We start from the raw sequence: 16,775 nt of genomic DNA on the forward strand, positions 1-16,775 counted from the left end.
GTGCAATCGGGTCCGCATGTTAGCAGTTCGCTGTTGCTCTGCCAGCGTAGGGCAGACCACCGGGACGGCATCACGCCCGGCAATGTGTGACAAAGCCGCGCGCTTGCCCGACAATTCGCGTTTTGCGCTCGGCGCAGCGATGACCAGGAACGGTAATGACGGAAGAGCGTGAGCGCGTAGAACGAATTCTGGCCGAGGTCCACGACGACTTCGGCATGATCCGCGTGCTGGAAGTAGAGGATTATCGCTTTCTGGAGTTTGGCGAGGCCATCGAGCAGAGCTGCACGTTTACGGCTGACCCGAGCTGGCTGGAATACGACTACACCCGCGCGATGCTGATCGGCGCACTGTGTCACGATGCGCCGGACAGCGCGCTGTTTCTAGGGCTGGGTGCGGGTACCCTGACCCAGGCCTGCATGAAGTTCCTGCCGCTTGAAGACGTGGAAGTCATCGAGCTGCGCCCTGATGTGCCGCGCCTGGCCATGGAGTTCATGGGGCTCGATGACGACCCGCGTCTGTATATCCGCATCGGCGATGCGCTGGAGTTGCTGGACAGCGCAGAGCCTGCCGACCTGATCTTTGTCGACCTGTACACCGATGTCGGGCCGGGCGTCGGGCATTTGGCCTGGAATTTTTTGCAGGGCTGCCAGCAACGCCTCAATCCCGGTGGCTGGCTGATCATCAACCAGTGGGCCACCGACGACGGTAAACCGCTGGGCGCGGCCTTGCTGCGGGGTTTGTACCACCGTCATTACTGGGAGCTGCCGGTAAAGGAGGGCAACGTCATTCTGATCGTGCCTGCCGACCTCGATCAGACGCTGGATATCGAGGCATTGAGTTCGCATGCCGAGGCACTTGCGCCGCATCTGGGGTACTCGCTGGAGTCGTTGATCAGGGCGGTCCGTTCCGCGACTTGAGCGGGGGAGGCATGTGCTGGCTGGTCTGAAATCAGGGGTGAGACAATTCGCCACACCCCGCAGGTCGGGATACCGGCCATCCGCAAGAGCAGATTAAACGTTTAAGCGGCAACGCCCGCAATCTCGGGCCCGCGCCCTTGTCGGCCAGCCCTCTGCCCGGACCAAGGGCCTTGGGTTGCTCAAGGATGGCGCAATGTTTCGCAAAAAAAGACTCACTAAGGTGCATATTTCCGGTATAGTGCGCGCCGGCCTTAACAGGGCCCTCGTCAAGGTATTGCAGTACCCCGAAGCCAGCTTCGGTTGCTTGTTCGCACAACGGACTAGCCTGGACGATCCATTCATCAAACGTTTTCGCAAATCCCCGCCGACAAAGCAGCCAGGGTGACCTCAAGGTCGTACACGGCACGCGCAGCTTTGAAGCATGGGTCTTTGCGGATGCACTAGAGGCAGACCCATGACCCAGGAAATCGGCGGCTTCGCCGCTCTCGAACTTCATCCAAATATCGTTGCAGCAGTCGTCGCCACTGGCTACGAAGAGCCTTCGGCCATTCAGCAGCAATCGATCCCGATTATTCTCGCCGGTCACGACATGATTGGTCAGGCGCAAACCGGTACGGGTAAAACTGCCGCGTTCGCACTGCCTATCCTGCATCGCATCGACCCGAGCAAGCGCGAGCCGCAAGCACTGATCCTGGCCCCGACCCGCGAACTGGCACTTCAGGTTGCCACCGCGTTCGAGACCTACGCCAAACAAATGCCGGGCGTGACCGTTGTAGCGGTCTACGGCGGCGCGCCAATGGGCCCGCAGCTCAAGGCCATCCGCAACGGCGCACAAATCGTTGTCGCCACCCCGGGCCGTCTCTGCGACCACCTGCGTCGTGACGAGAAAGTCCTGGCAACCGTGAACCATCTGGTTCTCGATGAAGCGGACGAAATGCTCAAGCTGGGCTTCATGGACGACCTCGAAGTCATCTTCAAGGCCATGCCTGAAACCCGCCAGACCGTACTGTTCTCGGCAACGCTGCCACAGTCGATCCGTGCCATCGCCGAGCGCCATCTGCGCGATCCGAAGCACGTCAAGATCCAGACCAAGACCCAGACCGTTACCGCGATCGAGCAGGCTCACCTGCTGGTTCACGCTGACCAGAAGACCTCCGCTGTACTGAGCCTGCTGGAAGTCGAAGACTTCGACGCCCTGATCATGTTCGTCCGCACCAAGCAGGCGACCCTGGACCTGGCAAGCGCCCTTGAAGCCAAAGGCTACAAGGCTGCTGCACTGAACGGTGACATCGCTCAGAACCAGCGCGAGCGCGTAATCGATTCCCTCAAGGATGGCCGTCTGGACATCGTTGTAGCGACCGACGTTGCTGCCCGTGGTCTTGACGTTCCGCGTATCACCCACGTATTCAACGTGGACATGCCTTACGATCCAGAGTCCTACGTTCACCGTATCGGCCGTACCGGTCGTGCCGGTCGCGAAGGTCGTGCACTGCTGCTGGTAACTCCTCGCGAGCGCCGTATGCTGCAGGTGATCGAGCGTGTAACCGGTCAGAAGGTTGCTGAAGTCCGCCTGCCGGATGCCCAGGCCGTTCTGGATGCCCGCATCAAGAAACTGACCAACAGCCTGTCGCCACTGGTTGCCGATGCCGAATCGACTCATGGCGATCTGCTGGATCGTCTGACTGCCGACATCGGTTGCAGCCCGCGTGCCCTTGCTGCTGCACTGCTGCGCAAGGCTACCAACGGTCAGGCTCTGACCCTGGCAGCTATCGAGCGCGAGCGCCCGCTGGTTCCGAACAACGCTCCACGCGGTGATCGTCCAGAGCGTAGCGGCAGCAGCGATCGCGGTGATCGTCCTGAGCGTGAGCGTCGTGCGCCGGTCCCGCTGGCCGAAGGCCGTGCTCGTTGCCGTACCGCGCTGGGTGCGCGTGATGGTATCGCTGCCAAGAACCTGCTGGGTGCCATCCTCAACGAAGGCGGCCTGGCCCGCGAAGCTATCGGCCGCATCCAGGTGCGTGACAGCTTCAGCCTGGTCGAGCTGCCGGAAGATGGTCTTGAGCGTCTGCTGACCAAGCTCAAGGACACCCGTGTTGCTGGCAAGCAGCTCAAGCTGCGTCGCTATCGCGAAGACTGATCGGCTTTTGAGCTGATAGGTCAATAAAAAATCCCCGACTGGTTCGGGGATTTTTTTGTCTCGAATTCGGGCGGTCGGATCTTTTCGGGATCAATCGAAGCGGTAGATATCCATCCCTAGCGCGCCCATGGTGAAGCCCTGATAGGCAATGCCGAAGACACCGCCTGCACCGCGTGCGAAATACAGCGGCAGCAAATGCTCGTCACTCGGGTGCGCTCGCATCGCGTGGGGGGCGAGACTGCGGTAGTGGTGCAGTGCGGCTTCATCGTCGTTTTGCAGCTTGTCGATCATCCAGTCACGAAACGTCGCAGCCCATGGCTCTGTGCTTCCGGGGCCGGCGTTCCAGTCCAGATCGCGCAGGTTATGCGTGATGCTACCGGAGCCGATAATCAATACACCCTGTGCGCGCAGTCTGGCCAGCGCGCGGCCCACTCGTGTCTGTAGCTCGGGGCCCTGGCGGCTGGGCAGGGAGACCTGCACCACCGGAATATCGGCGTTCGGGTACATCAACGACAAAGGCACCCAGACACCATGGTCGAACGGTCGTCTGCTGTCGATGCGTGCGGGCAGACCGCTGGCGGCCAGCAACTCGACTATCGTGCGGCTCAGCTCAGGCAGACCTGGCGCCGGGTACTGCACCGCAAACAGTTCAGCCGCAAAGCCGCCGAAATCATGCCAGGTCTCGGGCTCAGGGTTGGCGTTAACGATCAGTTCGTGGCTTTCCCAGTGTGCAGACACCACTACGATGGCGCGAGGCCTGGGCAGGCTGGCGGCCAATCGCGTCAGGGCGGGGCCACTCTCGCCGGGCTCCAGCGCGAGCATGGGAGAGCCATGGGAAATAAACAGGCTTGGGAACATTTACAGCTCCAGAATATGAGAATGCCCCATAGTCGGTCATTCTCATGATCTAAATCTAATATAAGTTCTGGCGCTTTTTGATCTAATTTTCAGGAGGTTTCATGCAGGCGGAGTTTTGGCTGCAGCGTTGGAAGGCAGGGTAGATTGGCTTTCATCAGGCGCAGGTCAATCGGGACCTGGGACAGCACGATATTGGTCATTGCGCAGCCTTTTACGACCGTGCCGCCTTTCCTGCCGTGCCATGCACTCAGGACCGGACGCAGAGCGTCCATAACGGCGTGCCGACGCAGAGCGCCGGCACGATAGTCATCTCGAAACCCTGAATCAACCGCGGCGGCGCAGCGCCTCGATACGTTGCTCCAGCGGCGGGTGGCTCATGAACAGCCCTGCCAGGCCTTTCTTCAGACCGGCGTTGATGCCGAACGCCGTCAGGCTGTCAGGCATGTTCACCGGTACGCCCTGTTCGGAACGCAGGCGTTGCAACGCACCGATCATCGCGTCCGTACCGGCCAGTCGAGCCCCTGCGTCGTCAGCGCGGAATTCGCGTTTGCGCGAGAACCACATGACGATGGCGCTGGCCAGAAAGCCCAATACCAGCTCGGCGAAAATCGTCGTGATGTAGTAGGCAATACCCTGACCGTTCTCGCTCTTGAAGATCACCTTGTCGACGAAGTTACCGATGATGCGGGCAAAGAACATCACGAACGTGTTCACCACACCCTGCACCAGCGCCAGTGTGACCATGTCGCCGTTGGCAACGTGGCCGATTTCGTGCGCCAGTACAGCTTTTACCTCATCCGGCGAGAACCGCTCGAGCAGGCCCTGGCTTACCGCAACCAGTGCGTCGTTCTTGTTCCAGCCCGTGGCGAAAGCGTTGGCTTCATACGCCGGGAAAATACCGACTTCCGGCATCTTGATACCCGCATCGCGGGACAGTTGTTCAACGGTCTGCAGCAACCATTGCTCATGGCGGGTACGAGGCTGACTGATGATCTGAGTACCGGTACTCATTTTCGCCATCCACTTGGAGATGAACAGCGAGAACAACGAGCCCGCGAAACCGAACACAGCGCAGAAAACCAGCAGCTGATTGAGGTTCAGATCAACCCCGTTGGCCGCCATGAACCCATTGAAGCCAAAAAGGCTCAGGGTGATGCTGGCAATCAGCACGACCGCAAGGTTAGTGGCCAAAAACAGCAAAATGCGCATCATGGTCGAAACGTTCTCCTCAGGTAAATATGTAACTCGATGCCGGGTATATAAGGTGATGCCCGCTGCTATTCAACAGAGGGACTATTTCAAACTGTGTCCTCTTCACGCAATCGATGGTAATCCCGCAAAGCTGAACGGCGCCTGAGCCAGAGTGGTCGATGCCTGAGGGGGTGAGGGCAGGGCGGTGATGCTGTTTTGGCAGGTCACAAATAAACTGCCCCGAACAGGTCGGGGCAGGGATGCGGCGCGAGAGGGGACGATGTCTGTTTACTGACGATAACCTTTCAGGAAGTTACCGATGCGGCCAATGGCCTGCTCCAGTTCGTCGACACGTGGCAGTGTCACGACGCGGAAGTGATCAGGGTACGGCCAGTTGAACGCGGTGCCCTGAACCACCAGCAGTTTTTCAGAAAGCAGCAGGTCGAGGACGAATTTTTCGTCGTTGAAGATCGGGCACACCTTCGGGTCGATGCGCGGGAATGCATACAGCGCGCCCATCGGCTTGACGCAGCTGACGCCGGGAATATCGTTGAGCAGCTCCCAGGTGCGGTTGCGTTGCTCCAACAGACGGCCTGGCGGCAGGATCAGGTCGTTGATGCTCTGATAGCCGCCCAGCGCAGTCTGGATGGCGTGCTGGCTCGGCACGTTGGCACACAGGCGCATGTTGGCCAGGATGTCGATGCCTTCGATGTAGCTCTGTGCGTTGTGTTTCGGTCCGGAAATGGCAATCCAGCCGGAGCGGAAGCCTGCGACCCGATACGACTTGGACAGACCGTTGAAGGTCAGGCACAGCAGGTCCGGTGCCAGCGAGGCAGTGCAGATGTGCACGGCGTCGTCGTAGAGGATCTTGTCGTAGATTTCGTCGGAGAACACCACCAGATTATGCTGGCGAGCCAGCTCCAGCATGCCCAGCAATACCTCGCGGGAATACACTGCGCCGGTCGGGTTATTGGGGTTGATGATCACCATGGCCTTGGTGTTCGGCGTGATTTTGGCCTTGATGTCTTCAAGGTCTGGCCACCAGTTGGCCTGCTCGTCGCACAGATAATGCACCGGGCTGCCGCCGGACAGCGCCACTGCCGCAGTCCACAATGGGTAATCGGGTGCCGGAACCAGCACTTCGTCGCCGTTGTTGAGCAATGCTTGCATCGACATCACGATCAGCTCGGACACACCGTTGCCCAGATAGATGTCTTCGATGCCGACGCCTTCGACCTGCTTCTGCTGGTAATACTGCATCACAGCCTTGCGGGCGCTGAATAGGCCCTTGGAGTCGCTGTAGCCCTGGGCAGTCGGCAGGTTGCGGATCACGTCCTGCAGGATTTCGTCCGGCGCCTCGAAACCAAACGGTGCCGGGTTGCCGATGTTCAGCTTGAGGATGCGATGGCCTTCCTCTTCCAGGCGTTTGGCGTGCTTGAGCACCGGCCCGCGAATGTCGTAGCAGACGTTTGCGAGCTTGTTCGATTTGTTGAACTGCATGGTGATGATCCCGAAAATGGACGAGCTGTTGCCGGCTTGCAATGAAGGTCGCAGCACGTTCGCCATGAAAATGGGTTTGTATGCGACAAACGCGGGTGCCAGACTGACGTCTGACCTGGCGCAATCATACGTGCCACCTGATCTGTGGAAAAGGTACAGATCGGGGTTTTTCGAATTCGGAGGTGTACCTGTGGACAAGTTGCAGAAAACGCTTGAAGAGTGGAAAGAGATGCTCGACCCGGCGCAGTATCAGGTTTGCCGCCTGAAAGGCACCGAGCGGCCGTTTTCCGGTAAGTACAACGAGACAAAGACAGAAGGCGTCTACCACTGCATCTGCTGCAATGAGCCGCTGTTCGATTCCACTACCAAGTTCGATTCGGGCTGCGGCTGGCCCAGCTTTTATGCGCCGCTGGAAGGTAGCGCGGTGGTCGAAGTGCGCGATGTCAGCCACGGCATGATTCGTACCGAAGTGGTCTGTGCCAAATGCGACGCTCACCTGGGTCATGTGTTTCCCGATGGTCCGCCACCGACCGGGTTGCGTTACTGCATCAACTCGGTGTGCCTGGACCTGGTCCCTCGCCAGTAGCCGGGCGATTGCTGTGCCGCTGCGCGCAGCGGCTCCGGGCTTATCGACCTGTATCAATACCGAAAATTGGCGTGCGCCGCACGCCGTTGCAGGCTAAGGTCAGTGCTCACATTCAGATCCCGCCACCGCCTGGTCTTGAGGCCTCTTTTGATGAGCGAAAACCTGCTGAGTATCCCGGTCACTACGATCAAGGGAGAACAGAAAACCCTCGCCGACTACGCTGGCAAGGCGGTGCTGGTGGTCAATACGGCCAGTAAATGCGGCTTTACCCCGCAATATAAAGGCCTGGAAAAACTCTGGCTGGACTACAAGGATAAAGGGCTGGTAGTGCTGGGCTTCCCTTGCAATCAGTTCGGCAAGCAGGAGCCGGGTGACGAGGGCGCGATTTCCGGGTTTTGCGAACTGAACTACGGGGTCAGCTTCCCGCTGTTCAAGAAGATCGACGTGAACGGCGCTCAGGCCCATCCCTTGTTCGTTCAGCTCAAGCAGCAGGCACCGGGGTTGCTGGGGACCGAGCGAATCAAGTGGAATTTCACCAAGTTCCTGATTGGCAGGAATGGCGCGCTGGTCAAGCGTTTCGCCCCGTTGACCAAGCCCGAGGAACTGACCGGTGAAATCGAAGCGCTGCTGCGCTAAGCCGTTTCAGCGGATATCAGCGATGGGAATCCACTGGTCCAGAATGCCCGCCAGTTCGGCGCGCCGGAATGGCTTGGCCAGGTAGTCGTTCATGCCTGCCGCCTTGCAGCGCTCACGTTCATCGGGCATGGCGTTGGCGGTAAGTGCCACGATCGGCAGGTTTGGCCAGCGGCCGCTGCTGCGGATCTGGCGGCTGGCTTCATAGCCGTCCATGACGGGCATGTTGCAGTCCATCAACACCAGATCAAAGTGGCCTTGCTCCAATTGTTCCAAGGCCTCGCCGCCGTGACTGCTGATGATCACCTCGCACCCCAGCTTGCCAAGTATGCCCTTGGCCACCAGCTGATTGACCGGGTTGTCTTCCACCAACAGTACTCTGGCCATGCGCTGAGCTGTTTGCTCTGGCGCTTTTGTGTCCCTGACGCCTGTCTCTTCCTGACCGAGTACACGCCGCAGCGTGTGGTAAAGCGCGTTGCGCGCCAGTGGTCGAGCCTGCTGTTGCAGCGGGGCAAGGGCTGTAACCTGTTCGCCGGGCATGAAATTGCCATAGGCGGTGACCAGCAGGATCGGCACGGGTGTAGTGGGGCGAATCGCAAACAGGCATTCGGGGCAGTCGGTAATGACCAGGTCCGGGCTGCTGTCGAGGTCCACGTCTTCCGGGCGATCATCAATGCTGCGTCGCTTGAGATCGACCCCCCAGGTTGGCAGCAGGTTGCCAAGCAGCTCCACCAGGCCGCTGCCAGCCGAGCTGACCACAGTGACCCGGCCCCTGAGCGCGGTCTGAGTGACTGCGGACACATGCACCGGCAGCGGCAGCTCGGCGCAGAACTGACTGCCGAAACCGGACTGTGACTGGATACTCAGCGTGCCATTCATGGCCTCGCAGAGATTGTTGGTCAGCGCCAGACCCAGCCCGGTGCCGCCATACTGCCGAGTGATGGCGGTTTCTGCCTGAGTGAACGGCTGGAATATTTTCGCCTGGGCGTCCTGCGCAATCCCGATGCCGGTGTCACGGACTTCGATGTGTACCCGGTTTTCTCCGCTGACATCTTTATGGTGAGTCAGACGCACATCCACGCGCCCAAAACGGGTGAACTTGAGTGCGTTGGACAGCAGGTTGCTGACGATCTGCCGCACCCGGGTAGGGTCGCCAGTAACCATGGCCGGAAAGTCCGGCGCAATCAGGCAGGTCAGCTCCACGCTGGGGGCCGCATTCTGTGACAGCAGGTTGGCGGTGTCCTCGATCAACACCCCAAGGTCGAAGGGAATGCGCTCGATCTCCAGATGACCTGCGTCGAACTTGGACATGTCGAGAATATCGTTAAGCAGTTCGACCAGCACCTTGCCGGAGTCGTGGGCGATCATCAGTTGCTGGCGCTGCTCGGCGCTGAGCGGGCTGTCCAGTGACAGCGCCAGCATGCCAAGCAGGCCGTTGAGCGGGGTGCGGATTTCGTGGCTCATGTGCGCCAGAAACGCCGAGCGCGCATGGGCCATGTCCAGCGCCGTACTGCGCGCTATCTGTAGTTCCTCGTTGGATTCGCGCAGGCGTATGTTGCTGGCCTTGAGCTCATTGGTGCGTGCCGAAACAATGTTTTCCAGCTCGTTGAGATGTTCGGTCAGCCGATCTTCGGCCGCGCGTCGTCTGGAGAACTCGCTGCCCATGGTTTCGAATTGACGATTGAAGGTCGCGACCAATACGCCGATTTCATCCTGCTCATGGTGAGGCGGGCAGGTTATTTTCCCTTGGTCGGGGTTGCGCGGGTCGCGACTGCTCAGTTCGCGGATCACCCTTACCAGCGGCTTGGTCAGGGTGGCGTAGAACAGAATGGTCAGAATGCCGGCCAGCGCCAGGCTACGCACGAAGCCGTTGAGCAGAGTGATCTCGGCGCGCTGCAGAAAGTGGCTGCCGAAAGCGAAGGTGTCCACGGTCAGGTACAGTGTGCCGATGGTTTCATCCGGCAAATGGTTAAGGTGCAGTTTTTCCTGAAACTGGCGGCTTTCACCGAACAGCCAATCGCTGAACACCCGATAACGCCCTGTCGCCATGGGGCGTTCGACGCTTGCGAGCACGGCGTCATTGTTATCGGTCAGTCTCGCGCTGACCACGGCAGGCGAGCGCAGCAGCCCGAGTGTCAGCTCCTGAGCCAGCTCCGAGTCGATGTTGTAGGCAATGCGCGATGCCGGGTTCTGGATGATTTCCAGCAGTGATTTGATTTCACGATTGATGGACGCGTCTTCGCTGGCATAATCGATTGCAATCTGGAACAGGCTCAGCAAGGTCCCCAGCGCGAAGCCGATCAATACAGCCAGGCGCGCCTGCTTGAACGAAAGCCTGTTTTTGAGCGATATATCCATGAGTACTTACTGCCACTTCTGGTTGGCCAAGCATAGCTGATAGGCACTGCTGACCAATCAGTTAAATATAAGGAGATCCCGTGGATTCTCGGTTGGATGCTTTTCTGCAACGCGCCGATGCCGTGCTGGCCCGGCTGGAACCGCTCTTGCCAGCCGTGCGCGAGCCGGTCGACTGGTCACAGACGCTTGCGGCGCGCTGGGTTCAAGAGGGTCGTAGCGGCTACCTGATGCCGTTGCAGGTGAGCCTGGATACGCGCCTGACCGATCTGATCGGCGTCGACCTGCAGCGCGATCAGTTGGGGCGCAATACACGTCAGTTTATCGATGGCCTGCCTGCCAACCATGCCTTGCTCTGGGGCTCGCGCGGTACCGGCAAGTCGTCCCTGATCCGCGCTCTGCTGGCCGAGCACGCCTCGGCCGGTCTGCGCCTGATCGAGATCGAGCGTGATCATCTGGGCGACTTGCCGCGTGTGGTCGAACAACTGCACAAACTGCCGCAGCGCTTTGTACTGTTCTGCGATGACCTGTCGTTCGAGTCGGGCGAGGGTGATTATCGCGTACTGAAAAGCGTGCTTGACGGCTCGCTGGAGCAGGCACCGGATAACGTATTGCTGTATGCCACCTCCAATCGCCGCCATCTGGTGCCCGAAAAGGAAAGCGACAACGTTGACTGGAAGCACGTCGACGGCGAGTTGCACCCCAGCGAGGCCGTGGAAGACAAGATCGCATTGTCTGACCGCTTCGGCCTGTGGCTGTCGTTCTATCCATTCACTCAGGAGCATTACCTGAACGTGGTCGAGCACTGGATCACGCAACTGGCAGACAAAGCCGGCTTGCAATGGCAGCGCGACGAACGCCTGGAAAAGGCTGCGATTCGCTGGGCGACCGCGCGTGGCAATCGCAATGGCCGCTGCGCGTATCAATTTGCACGTTACTGGGTAGGACTTGAATTGTTGGAGCAACACACATGATCGATTTGCAAAACACCGGTGCCGGCCTCAATGGCTACGGTCTGCTGGCCGCCCAGCTTGAGGCATTGCTGGCCGACGAGCGCGACTTCATCGCCAATGCCGCGCAGTTCTCGGCATTCCTCTATACGCAGATCGACGATCTGAACTGGGCGGGTTTTTACCTCAATCGCAACGAAGAGCTGGTGCTGGGTCCGTTTCAGGGGCAGATTGCGTGCGTGCGCATTCCCTTTGGTCGCGGCGTTTGCGGGGCAGCAGCGCAGAGTCGGCAAACCCAGCGTGTTCAGGACGTTCACGAGTTTCCCGGACACATCGCCTGCGACAGCGCATCGAACAGCGAGCTGGTGGTGCCGTTGGTCAAGGATGGGCTTCTGATCGGCGTGCTGGACCTGGACAGTCCGAGTGTGGGGCGTTTCAACGAGGTGGATCAGGCGGGGATCGAACGTCTGGCGGCTATCTTTCTGGCATCGACCGACTGTTGAGTCGCTCGACCTGCCGCTGTCCGGAGCACAGGTCCGGCAGCGGCGGGGCAGTTATCAATCGTAGATGACTTTCTTCTTCCATTCGGATTCGGTTTCGTCTGCCTTCAGGCCTTCGGTCAGCGCGTTGTCGTCGTCTTCGGATGGCGCGGTATTGGTCAGTACCATTGAGTTGGCGCGGGCCAGTTGTTTCTCCATCGCCAGCAACTGCTGTTGGTACGTCACCGGGTCCGGCTGGTTGCGCAGATACTGCACGCCGCGTTCGAACGCCAGACGAGCCTGGCCCGGCTGGTCCTGGCTGAGGGCCATCTGACCGAGGTTGTTGAAGAACTCGATGTGCAGCGTGACCAGAATCGTGCGGATTTCGCGGATCCAGTGTTTGGCTTCGCTGGTTTGCAGAAAGCCGTCATGTGCAGCTCGGGTCACCTGACCATGCAGGGCTTCCAGAAGGAAACGCACGTCCTTGGCCTTGGCTTCGGTCTGGATCGGCGTGACCGGGTTGGGGATGTCGATGCGCTCGCCTTTGCCGATCTGCTCTTCCAGCTCGCCGATGCGGTGCTTGAGTTGAGCGTTACCCTTGTCCAGGCTGAGCATGCGCTGCACGACGTTCAGTTCCAGACGCGTAAGCAGCAGCTTCAAGGCTGGCGACATCAACTGGCCGGGGAATACTTCGGTGATTTCGCTGCAGCGACGCAAGCGATCACTGAGTTCGACCTTGGTGCGGGCCTTTTCCAGTTTGCCGTTTTCAGCGACGTGATTCAGGTAGCCGATCGCGATGAGCAGAGCGATACCTGCTAATACCATCAGCGTGATCATGAGTGGAGTCACTGTGCAAACCTCATTTGTTCAATTAGTTTTAGTGCGAGTGTAGTGGCTAAGCACTACTGCGCATAGATGTCCCTCCTGGAGTTTGTCGGCATCTCTTCTATATAGATTAGGCAGCTGAACGATTGGCGACAGTCGGTCAGCGTCCGAACGGCATCGAAGTTATTGATTTCAATAAATTTTCACATGGGGGTTGACGACCCCTCAATCCATCCATAGAATGCGCGCCACTTACAGCGTAAAGCACACAGCGTAGCGCAAATAAGTAGTGAATGTTGTACGTGTGTCCCCTTCGTCTAGTGGCCTAGGACACCGCCCTTTCACGGCGGTAACAGGGGTTCGAGTCCCCTAGGGGACGCCATTGCGGGAATAGCTCAGTTGGTAGAGCACGACCTTGCCAAGGTCGGGGTCGCGAGTTCGAGTCTCGTTTCCCGCTCCAATTTTAAGCAGCTTTGCCTCAGGGCAAGGTTGAGTGAAACCAGAACACATCTTCGGATGATGTCTGGAACTGAAACACACACCATTGTGTTTCAGGCAGTGTCCCCTTCGTCTAGTGGCCTAGGACACCGCCCTTTCACGGCGGTAACAGGGGTTCGAGTCCCCTAGGGGACGCCATATTGCGGGAATAGCTCAGTTGGTAGAGCACGACCTTGCCAAGGTCGGGGTCGCGAGTTCGAGTCTCGTTTCCCGCTCCAAATTCACAAAAACGCCGCTCATCAGAGCGGCGTTTTTGTTTGTGCGTTTTGAGCATCTTTATAAAAGATCATCTTTCCCGCATGTCACGCTCAGCCCTGTCTGGATGCCAATAACTCGTCGAGCTCCGGCATCAGGGTCACGCTCTCCTGCTCATTGGGGTCAGTACGCGCGACCAGAACCTTTGCTTCGCGCTCGTTGCTGCGGTTATAGGGCACATGCGGCATTCCCGCCGGGATATAAAAGAAGTCGCCTTCTTCCACGATGGCATGCTTTTCCAGCGACTCGCCATACCAGCAGCCGGTGGCTTCACTCAGGGCATAGATGGCGGTTTCATGCTCCTGATGTTTGTGAGCCTTGCCCCTGCCTCCAGGGGCAATTGTCAGCAGCTGCATATGGATATGTCGGGCACCTGCACTTTGTGCGGAGATGCCGACCTGATAATCCATACCCTGCTTGCCTTGAGAGGGTTTGGCGGGTTTCAAAAGGACACAATCAAGTTGATCACTGGCCACGGTTTTCTCCTCGCCTGATGCTCGATAGCGCTGACCCACCCGGCCCGCTGCCCGGCAAGGGCAGGGGGGTGAATACTATGCCTTGTCGGGCGAAGCGTGGCTCAGGCGCAGGCGTCGATCAAGTGAAAGAAACGCCATGTCGGTCCGAGTAACGGGCCCGATACATCAGGGCATTTGCGGCAGTTCATTGGGCCGCATGTCAAAAACCAACACTTCTGCGTCAACGCCTTCGCTCAGGCTAATGACCTGTTCGTTACGCAAACGCACCCCGTCACCTTCGTCAAGCGGCTGCCCATTGAGCACCACACTGCCACGGGCGACATGCACGTAGGCATATCGATTGGCAGCCAGTTCCAGGGTCGCAGTTTCATTGCCATTGAACAGACCGGCATACACACGAGCGTCCTGACGGACCTTGAGCGCACCGTTCTCGCCTTCTGGCGAAATGATCAGCTGCAAATGACCGCGTTTCTGTTCAGCGCTGAAATGCTCCTGCTGGTAGTTCGGGGTTGCGCCTGCAACATTCGGCACGATCCATATCTGCAGAAAATGCACGCCCTCGGTGTGCGAATGGTTGAACTCGCTGTGCGCCACGCCGCTGCCGGCACTCATCAATTGCACGTCGCCAGGGCGAATCACCGACCCGGTGCCCAGCGTATCCTTGTGTTCCAACGCACCTTCCAGAACGTAGGAAAAGATTTCCATGTCACGGTGTGGGTGCTGGCCGAAACCTTTGCCCGCAATCACGCGGTCGTCGTTGATCACCAGCAGATCGGAAAAGCCCTGCTCCTGAGGGTTGCGATAACCGGCAAAGGAAAAGGTATGAAAGGATTTCAACCAGCCATGGTTGGCAGCGCCGCGGTCGGAAGCTTTACGAAGAGTCAGCATGATTCTTTCTCCATCCGTCTATCGACGCTGCACATTCAGCAATCGATCAAGTGAGACAAAGGTTACGGCTTATCGACTGTCGCAATAAGTAGCTGGAACATGAATGACTGTCTCGCTGTGGTTGACAGTGCCGGTTGGCACGTTACGCTCTGTCGAACAGCACCCAGCGTTCACTCAGGCCACGACACATGAACCCTTTTGAAGACATGCGGATTTTCTGCCAGGTCATGGAGTCCGGAAGCTTCACGGCGGCGTCCGACAAGCTGGGCCTGTCCAAGCAATTTGTCAGTCGGCGCCTGATGCAACTGGAGGAACGGCTGGGCGTACGTTTGCTCAACCGCTCGACGCGACGTCTGGATGTCACGCCGCTGGGGCAGAGTTATTACGAGTCTGCCCTGCGCCTGCTGGCCGAGGTCGAACAGGTCGAGCAGGGGATTACCGGGCAGAACAGCGAGCCACGCGGCACCCTGCGCCTGAGTGCGCCGCTGTCGTTTGCCGTTGCGCATCTGGGCTGTCTGCTGCCGCTGTTTTTGCAGCGCTACCGCGACGTGGCGGTGGAGGTGGACCTGAGCGACCGTGCGGTGGACTTGATCAGCGAAGGCTATGACCTGGTGCTGCGTATCGGGGTGCTGGAAGACTCCAGCCTGATCGCCCGGCGCATTGCCTCGATTGATCGGGTCTACTGCGCCAGCCCTGCCTACCTGGCCGAGCGCGGTACGCCGCAAAAACCCGAAGATCTGCACGCTCATGATTGCCTGCCCTATGGCCACAGCCGTCAGGCGCAATGGCGTTTTCAGGTGCAGGGCAAGCCTTTGATATTGAACATCAGCGGGCGGATGCGCGCCAATAATGGCGAGCTGCTGAGAGACACGGCGGTGGCCGGGCTGGGCATCACCTACCTGCCGACGTTCATTGTTGGCGCGGCGCTGCGTGACGGCAGTCTGGTGCGGGTGCTAGACGACTTGCGGCCCGAGCCCTTGACGCTGTCAGCGGTTTATCCCCAGCACCGTCAGGCCTCACGTCCAGTGCAGGCATTCATCGAATTCCTGCGCGAACGTCTGGAATCAGGTGTCGAGCTCAATGAACCGCCTGGCTGAGCGCTTCGTCGCACAGGTTTAGATAATTTTTTTGCATCTTAGGCTAGAACAAAAATGAATTTAGCTAATTTTTGTTCGGGTGTTAGGGTCGTTGCCGATCAATTCGATCTGCCCGATGCTTCTGGAGACCCTGCCTGTGCCGACAACTATCATCTGCTGGAGCCAACGCCTGCTGACGGGCCTGGCGCTGGGCCTTGTGGCCACGCTGAACACCCAGGCTGCCGACCTGATTGTCGGTGATCAGAGTTACAGCGCCCGGACCGTGATGGAAGCGGCCGGTGTACTCAAGGATCTGCCCTACGAGCTTGAATGGAAGCAGTTCACCGCAGGCTCGCCGGTCGCCGAAGCGTTGAACGTCGGTAGCCTGGACATCGGTTTGCTGGGCGATTCGCCTGCGCTGTTCATGGGCGCGCTGGGTGCGCCGATCAAGGTCATCGGCGTATCGCGGCAGAACCTCGACGGCGTTGCGATTGTGGTGCGCAAGGATTCGCCGATCAAAACCGTCGCGGATCTGGCCGGCAAGAAAGTCGCCATCTGGAAGGGCTCGTTCAGCCAGCAATTGATGCTCACCGCGCTGGACAAGGCGGGTGTCGCCCGCGATGCCGTGGACTATCGCTACCTTAGTGCACTGGATTCCTCTCACGCGCTGGATGGCGGCTCGGTGGACGCGATTGCGACCTGGGAGCCCTATGTCACTCAACAGGAGCGTCAGGGCGCACGAATCATTGCAACTGCCGACGGCTTGATCCCTGCGCAAAGCTTTATTGTCGCCAACGATCAGGCCATCAAGGACAAGCGCGCGCAGATCAGCGATTTCCTGCAGCGCCTGCAAGCCGCGCGCGCCTGGTCGGTCAGCGACCCGCAGCACAATGAAATCTACGCCAACGCCTGGGCTGCGCTGACCAAAGCCGATGCACAAGTAGCGCGCCGCTGGTTTTCCCGCGCTCAGGTCGTGGTGGTGCCGATCACCCCGCAAGTGGTGGCAGGCGCACAGCAGACTATCGATTTTTTCAACCACGCCGGGCTGACCAAACGCTATCCTGCTGCCAGCGTGTTTGACGAGTCGTTCAATGCGGCGCTGGACAGCCAGGCGCAGGTTGCCCGCTGAACGACTGCCTTGTCCTGGAGCCTTC

15 protein-coding genes and 4 tRNA genes are annotated in these 16,775 nt (G+C 59.1%); 12 read left to right on the plus strand and 7 right to left on the minus strand.

Going from position 1 to position 16,775, the window contains the following annotated elements; genetic code table 11:
- The first annotated feature begins 155 nt into the window (after window positions 1-155).
- Both RYC18_RS04825 and RYC18_RS04830 read left to right on the plus strand, forming a co-directional pair.
- On the plus strand, window positions 156-917 hold the full coding sequence (locus RYC18_RS04825; protein WP_057404782.1) for a spermidine synthase: 762 nt from the start codon (window positions 156-158) through the stop codon (window positions 915-917).
- A gap of 421 nt (window positions 918-1,338) precedes the next feature.
- A complete protein-coding gene (locus RYC18_RS04830; protein ID WP_011169210.1) occupies window positions 1,339-3,051 on the plus strand; it encodes a DEAD/DEAH box helicase in 1,713 nt (570 codons plus the stop codon).
- Window positions 3,052-3,141: 90 nt separating this feature from the next.
- Here RYC18_RS04830 and RYC18_RS04835 read toward each other — a convergent pair whose 3' ends face one another.
- The 3 genes from RYC18_RS04835 to RYC18_RS04845 form a co-directional block, all read right to left on the minus strand.
- Window positions 3,142-3,909 (minus strand): class III extradiol ring-cleavage dioxygenase, encoded by a 768-nt coding sequence (locus RYC18_RS04835; RefSeq protein ID WP_316883820.1) that lies wholly within the window; start codon window positions 3,907-3,909, stop codon window positions 3,142-3,144.
- Window positions 3,910-4,233: 324 nt separating this feature from the next.
- Window positions 4,234-5,121, minus strand: a complete 888-nt coding sequence (gene htpX, locus RYC18_RS04840; protein ID WP_002554536.1) for a protease HtpX — start codon at window positions 5,119-5,121, stop codon at window positions 4,234-4,236.
- 267 nt (window positions 5,122-5,388) lie between these two features.
- Entirely contained in the window at window positions 5,389-6,600 is a 1,212-nt protein-coding gene (locus RYC18_RS04845) for a pyridoxal phosphate-dependent aminotransferase (RefSeq protein ID WP_004657364.1), read from the minus strand.
- A 190-nt stretch (window positions 6,601-6,790) separates the two neighbouring features.
- On the opposite strand from RYC18_RS04845, the gene msrB reads away from it, so the two are divergent.
- Window positions 6,791-7,186: a peptide-methionine (R)-S-oxide reductase MsrB gene (gene msrB, locus RYC18_RS04850; protein WP_002554534.1), complete on the plus strand. Its 396-nt coding sequence runs from the start codon at window positions 6,791-6,793 to the stop codon at window positions 7,184-7,186.
- A 150-nt stretch (window positions 7,187-7,336) separates the two neighbouring features.
- Window positions 7,337-7,822 (plus strand): glutathione peroxidase, encoded by a 486-nt coding sequence (locus tag RYC18_RS04855; protein ID WP_004665941.1) that lies wholly within the window; start codon window positions 7,337-7,339, stop codon window positions 7,820-7,822.
- Between the two features lie 6 nt (window positions 7,823-7,828).
- On the opposite strand, the gene RYC18_RS04860 is transcribed toward RYC18_RS04855, so the two are convergent.
- Window positions 7,829-10,177 (minus strand): ATP-binding protein, encoded by a 2,349-nt coding sequence (locus RYC18_RS04860; RefSeq protein WP_046835210.1) that lies wholly within the window; start codon window positions 10,175-10,177, stop codon window positions 7,829-7,831.
- Window positions 10,178-10,257: 80 nt separating this feature from the next.
- Here RYC18_RS04860 and RYC18_RS04865 point away from each other — a divergent pair, with 80 nt between their 5' ends.
- Both RYC18_RS04865 and RYC18_RS04870 read left to right on the plus strand, forming a co-directional pair.
- Window positions 10,258-11,148 (plus strand): ATP-binding protein, encoded by an 891-nt coding sequence (locus tag RYC18_RS04865; protein WP_005744673.1) that lies wholly within the window; start codon window positions 10,258-10,260, stop codon window positions 11,146-11,148.
- Window positions 11,145-11,627: a GAF domain-containing protein gene (locus tag RYC18_RS04870; protein ID WP_005744672.1), complete on the plus strand. Its 483-nt coding sequence runs from the start codon at window positions 11,145-11,147 to the stop codon at window positions 11,625-11,627. Before RYC18_RS04865 ends, RYC18_RS04870 begins: the two co-directional genes overlap by 4 nt.
- A 54-nt stretch (window positions 11,628-11,681) precedes the next feature.
- Here the strand turns inward: RYC18_RS04870 and RYC18_RS04875 are convergent, their stop codons facing one another.
- On the minus strand, window positions 11,682-12,440 hold the full coding sequence (locus RYC18_RS04875; protein ID WP_019742402.1) for a hypothetical protein: 759 nt from the start codon (window positions 12,438-12,440) through the stop codon (window positions 11,682-11,684).
- 294 nt (window positions 12,441-12,734) lie between these two features.
- Here RYC18_RS04875 and RYC18_RS04880 point away from each other — a divergent pair.
- From RYC18_RS04880 to RYC18_RS04895, 4 genes are all read left to right on the plus strand, one after another.
- Window positions 12,735-12,810, plus strand: a tRNA-Glu gene (locus RYC18_RS04880).
- Window positions 12,811-12,812: 2 nt separating this feature from the next.
- A tRNA-Gly gene (locus RYC18_RS04885) sits at window positions 12,813-12,888 on the plus strand.
- A 100-nt stretch (window positions 12,889-12,988) separates the two neighbouring features.
- Window positions 12,989-13,064, plus strand: a tRNA-Glu gene (locus RYC18_RS04890).
- 4 nt (window positions 13,065-13,068) lie between these two features.
- Window positions 13,069-13,144: transfer RNA gene (locus RYC18_RS04895), tRNA-Gly, on the plus strand.
- A 90-nt stretch (window positions 13,145-13,234) separates the two neighbouring features.
- On the opposite strand, the gene RYC18_RS04900 is transcribed toward RYC18_RS04895, so the two are convergent.
- A complete protein-coding gene (locus RYC18_RS04900; protein ID WP_223282381.1) occupies window positions 13,235-13,591 on the minus strand; it encodes a cupin domain-containing protein in 357 nt (118 codons plus the stop codon).
- A gap of 231 nt (window positions 13,592-13,822) precedes the next feature.
- Complete coding sequence (locus RYC18_RS04905) at window positions 13,823-14,545, minus strand: pirin family protein (protein ID WP_002554527.1); 723 nt, start codon at window positions 14,543-14,545, stop codon at window positions 13,823-13,825.
- 188 nt (window positions 14,546-14,733) lie between these two features.
- Between RYC18_RS04905 and RYC18_RS04910 the strand changes: the two genes are divergently transcribed.
- Together RYC18_RS04910 and RYC18_RS04915 are read left to right on the plus strand one after the other, a co-directional pair.
- The gene (locus RYC18_RS04910; protein ID WP_005744671.1) at window positions 14,734-15,642 is read left to right on the plus strand and encodes a LysR family transcriptional regulator; all 909 of its coding nucleotides are present in this window, start codon (window positions 14,734-14,736) and stop codon (window positions 15,640-15,642) included.
- Between the two features lie 115 nt (window positions 15,643-15,757).
- Window positions 15,758-16,750, plus strand: coding sequence for an ABC transporter substrate-binding protein (locus RYC18_RS04915; RefSeq protein WP_183134526.1), 993 nt, complete (start codon window positions 15,758-15,760; stop codon window positions 16,748-16,750).
- The last annotated feature ends 25 nt before the right edge of the window (window positions 16,751-16,775 follow it).

It is taken from the genome of Pseudomonas syringae group sp. 247E2 (assembly GCF_032587795.1).
Lineage (GTDB): Bacteria > Pseudomonadota > Gammaproteobacteria > Pseudomonadales > Pseudomonadaceae > Aquipseudomonas > Aquipseudomonas amygdali.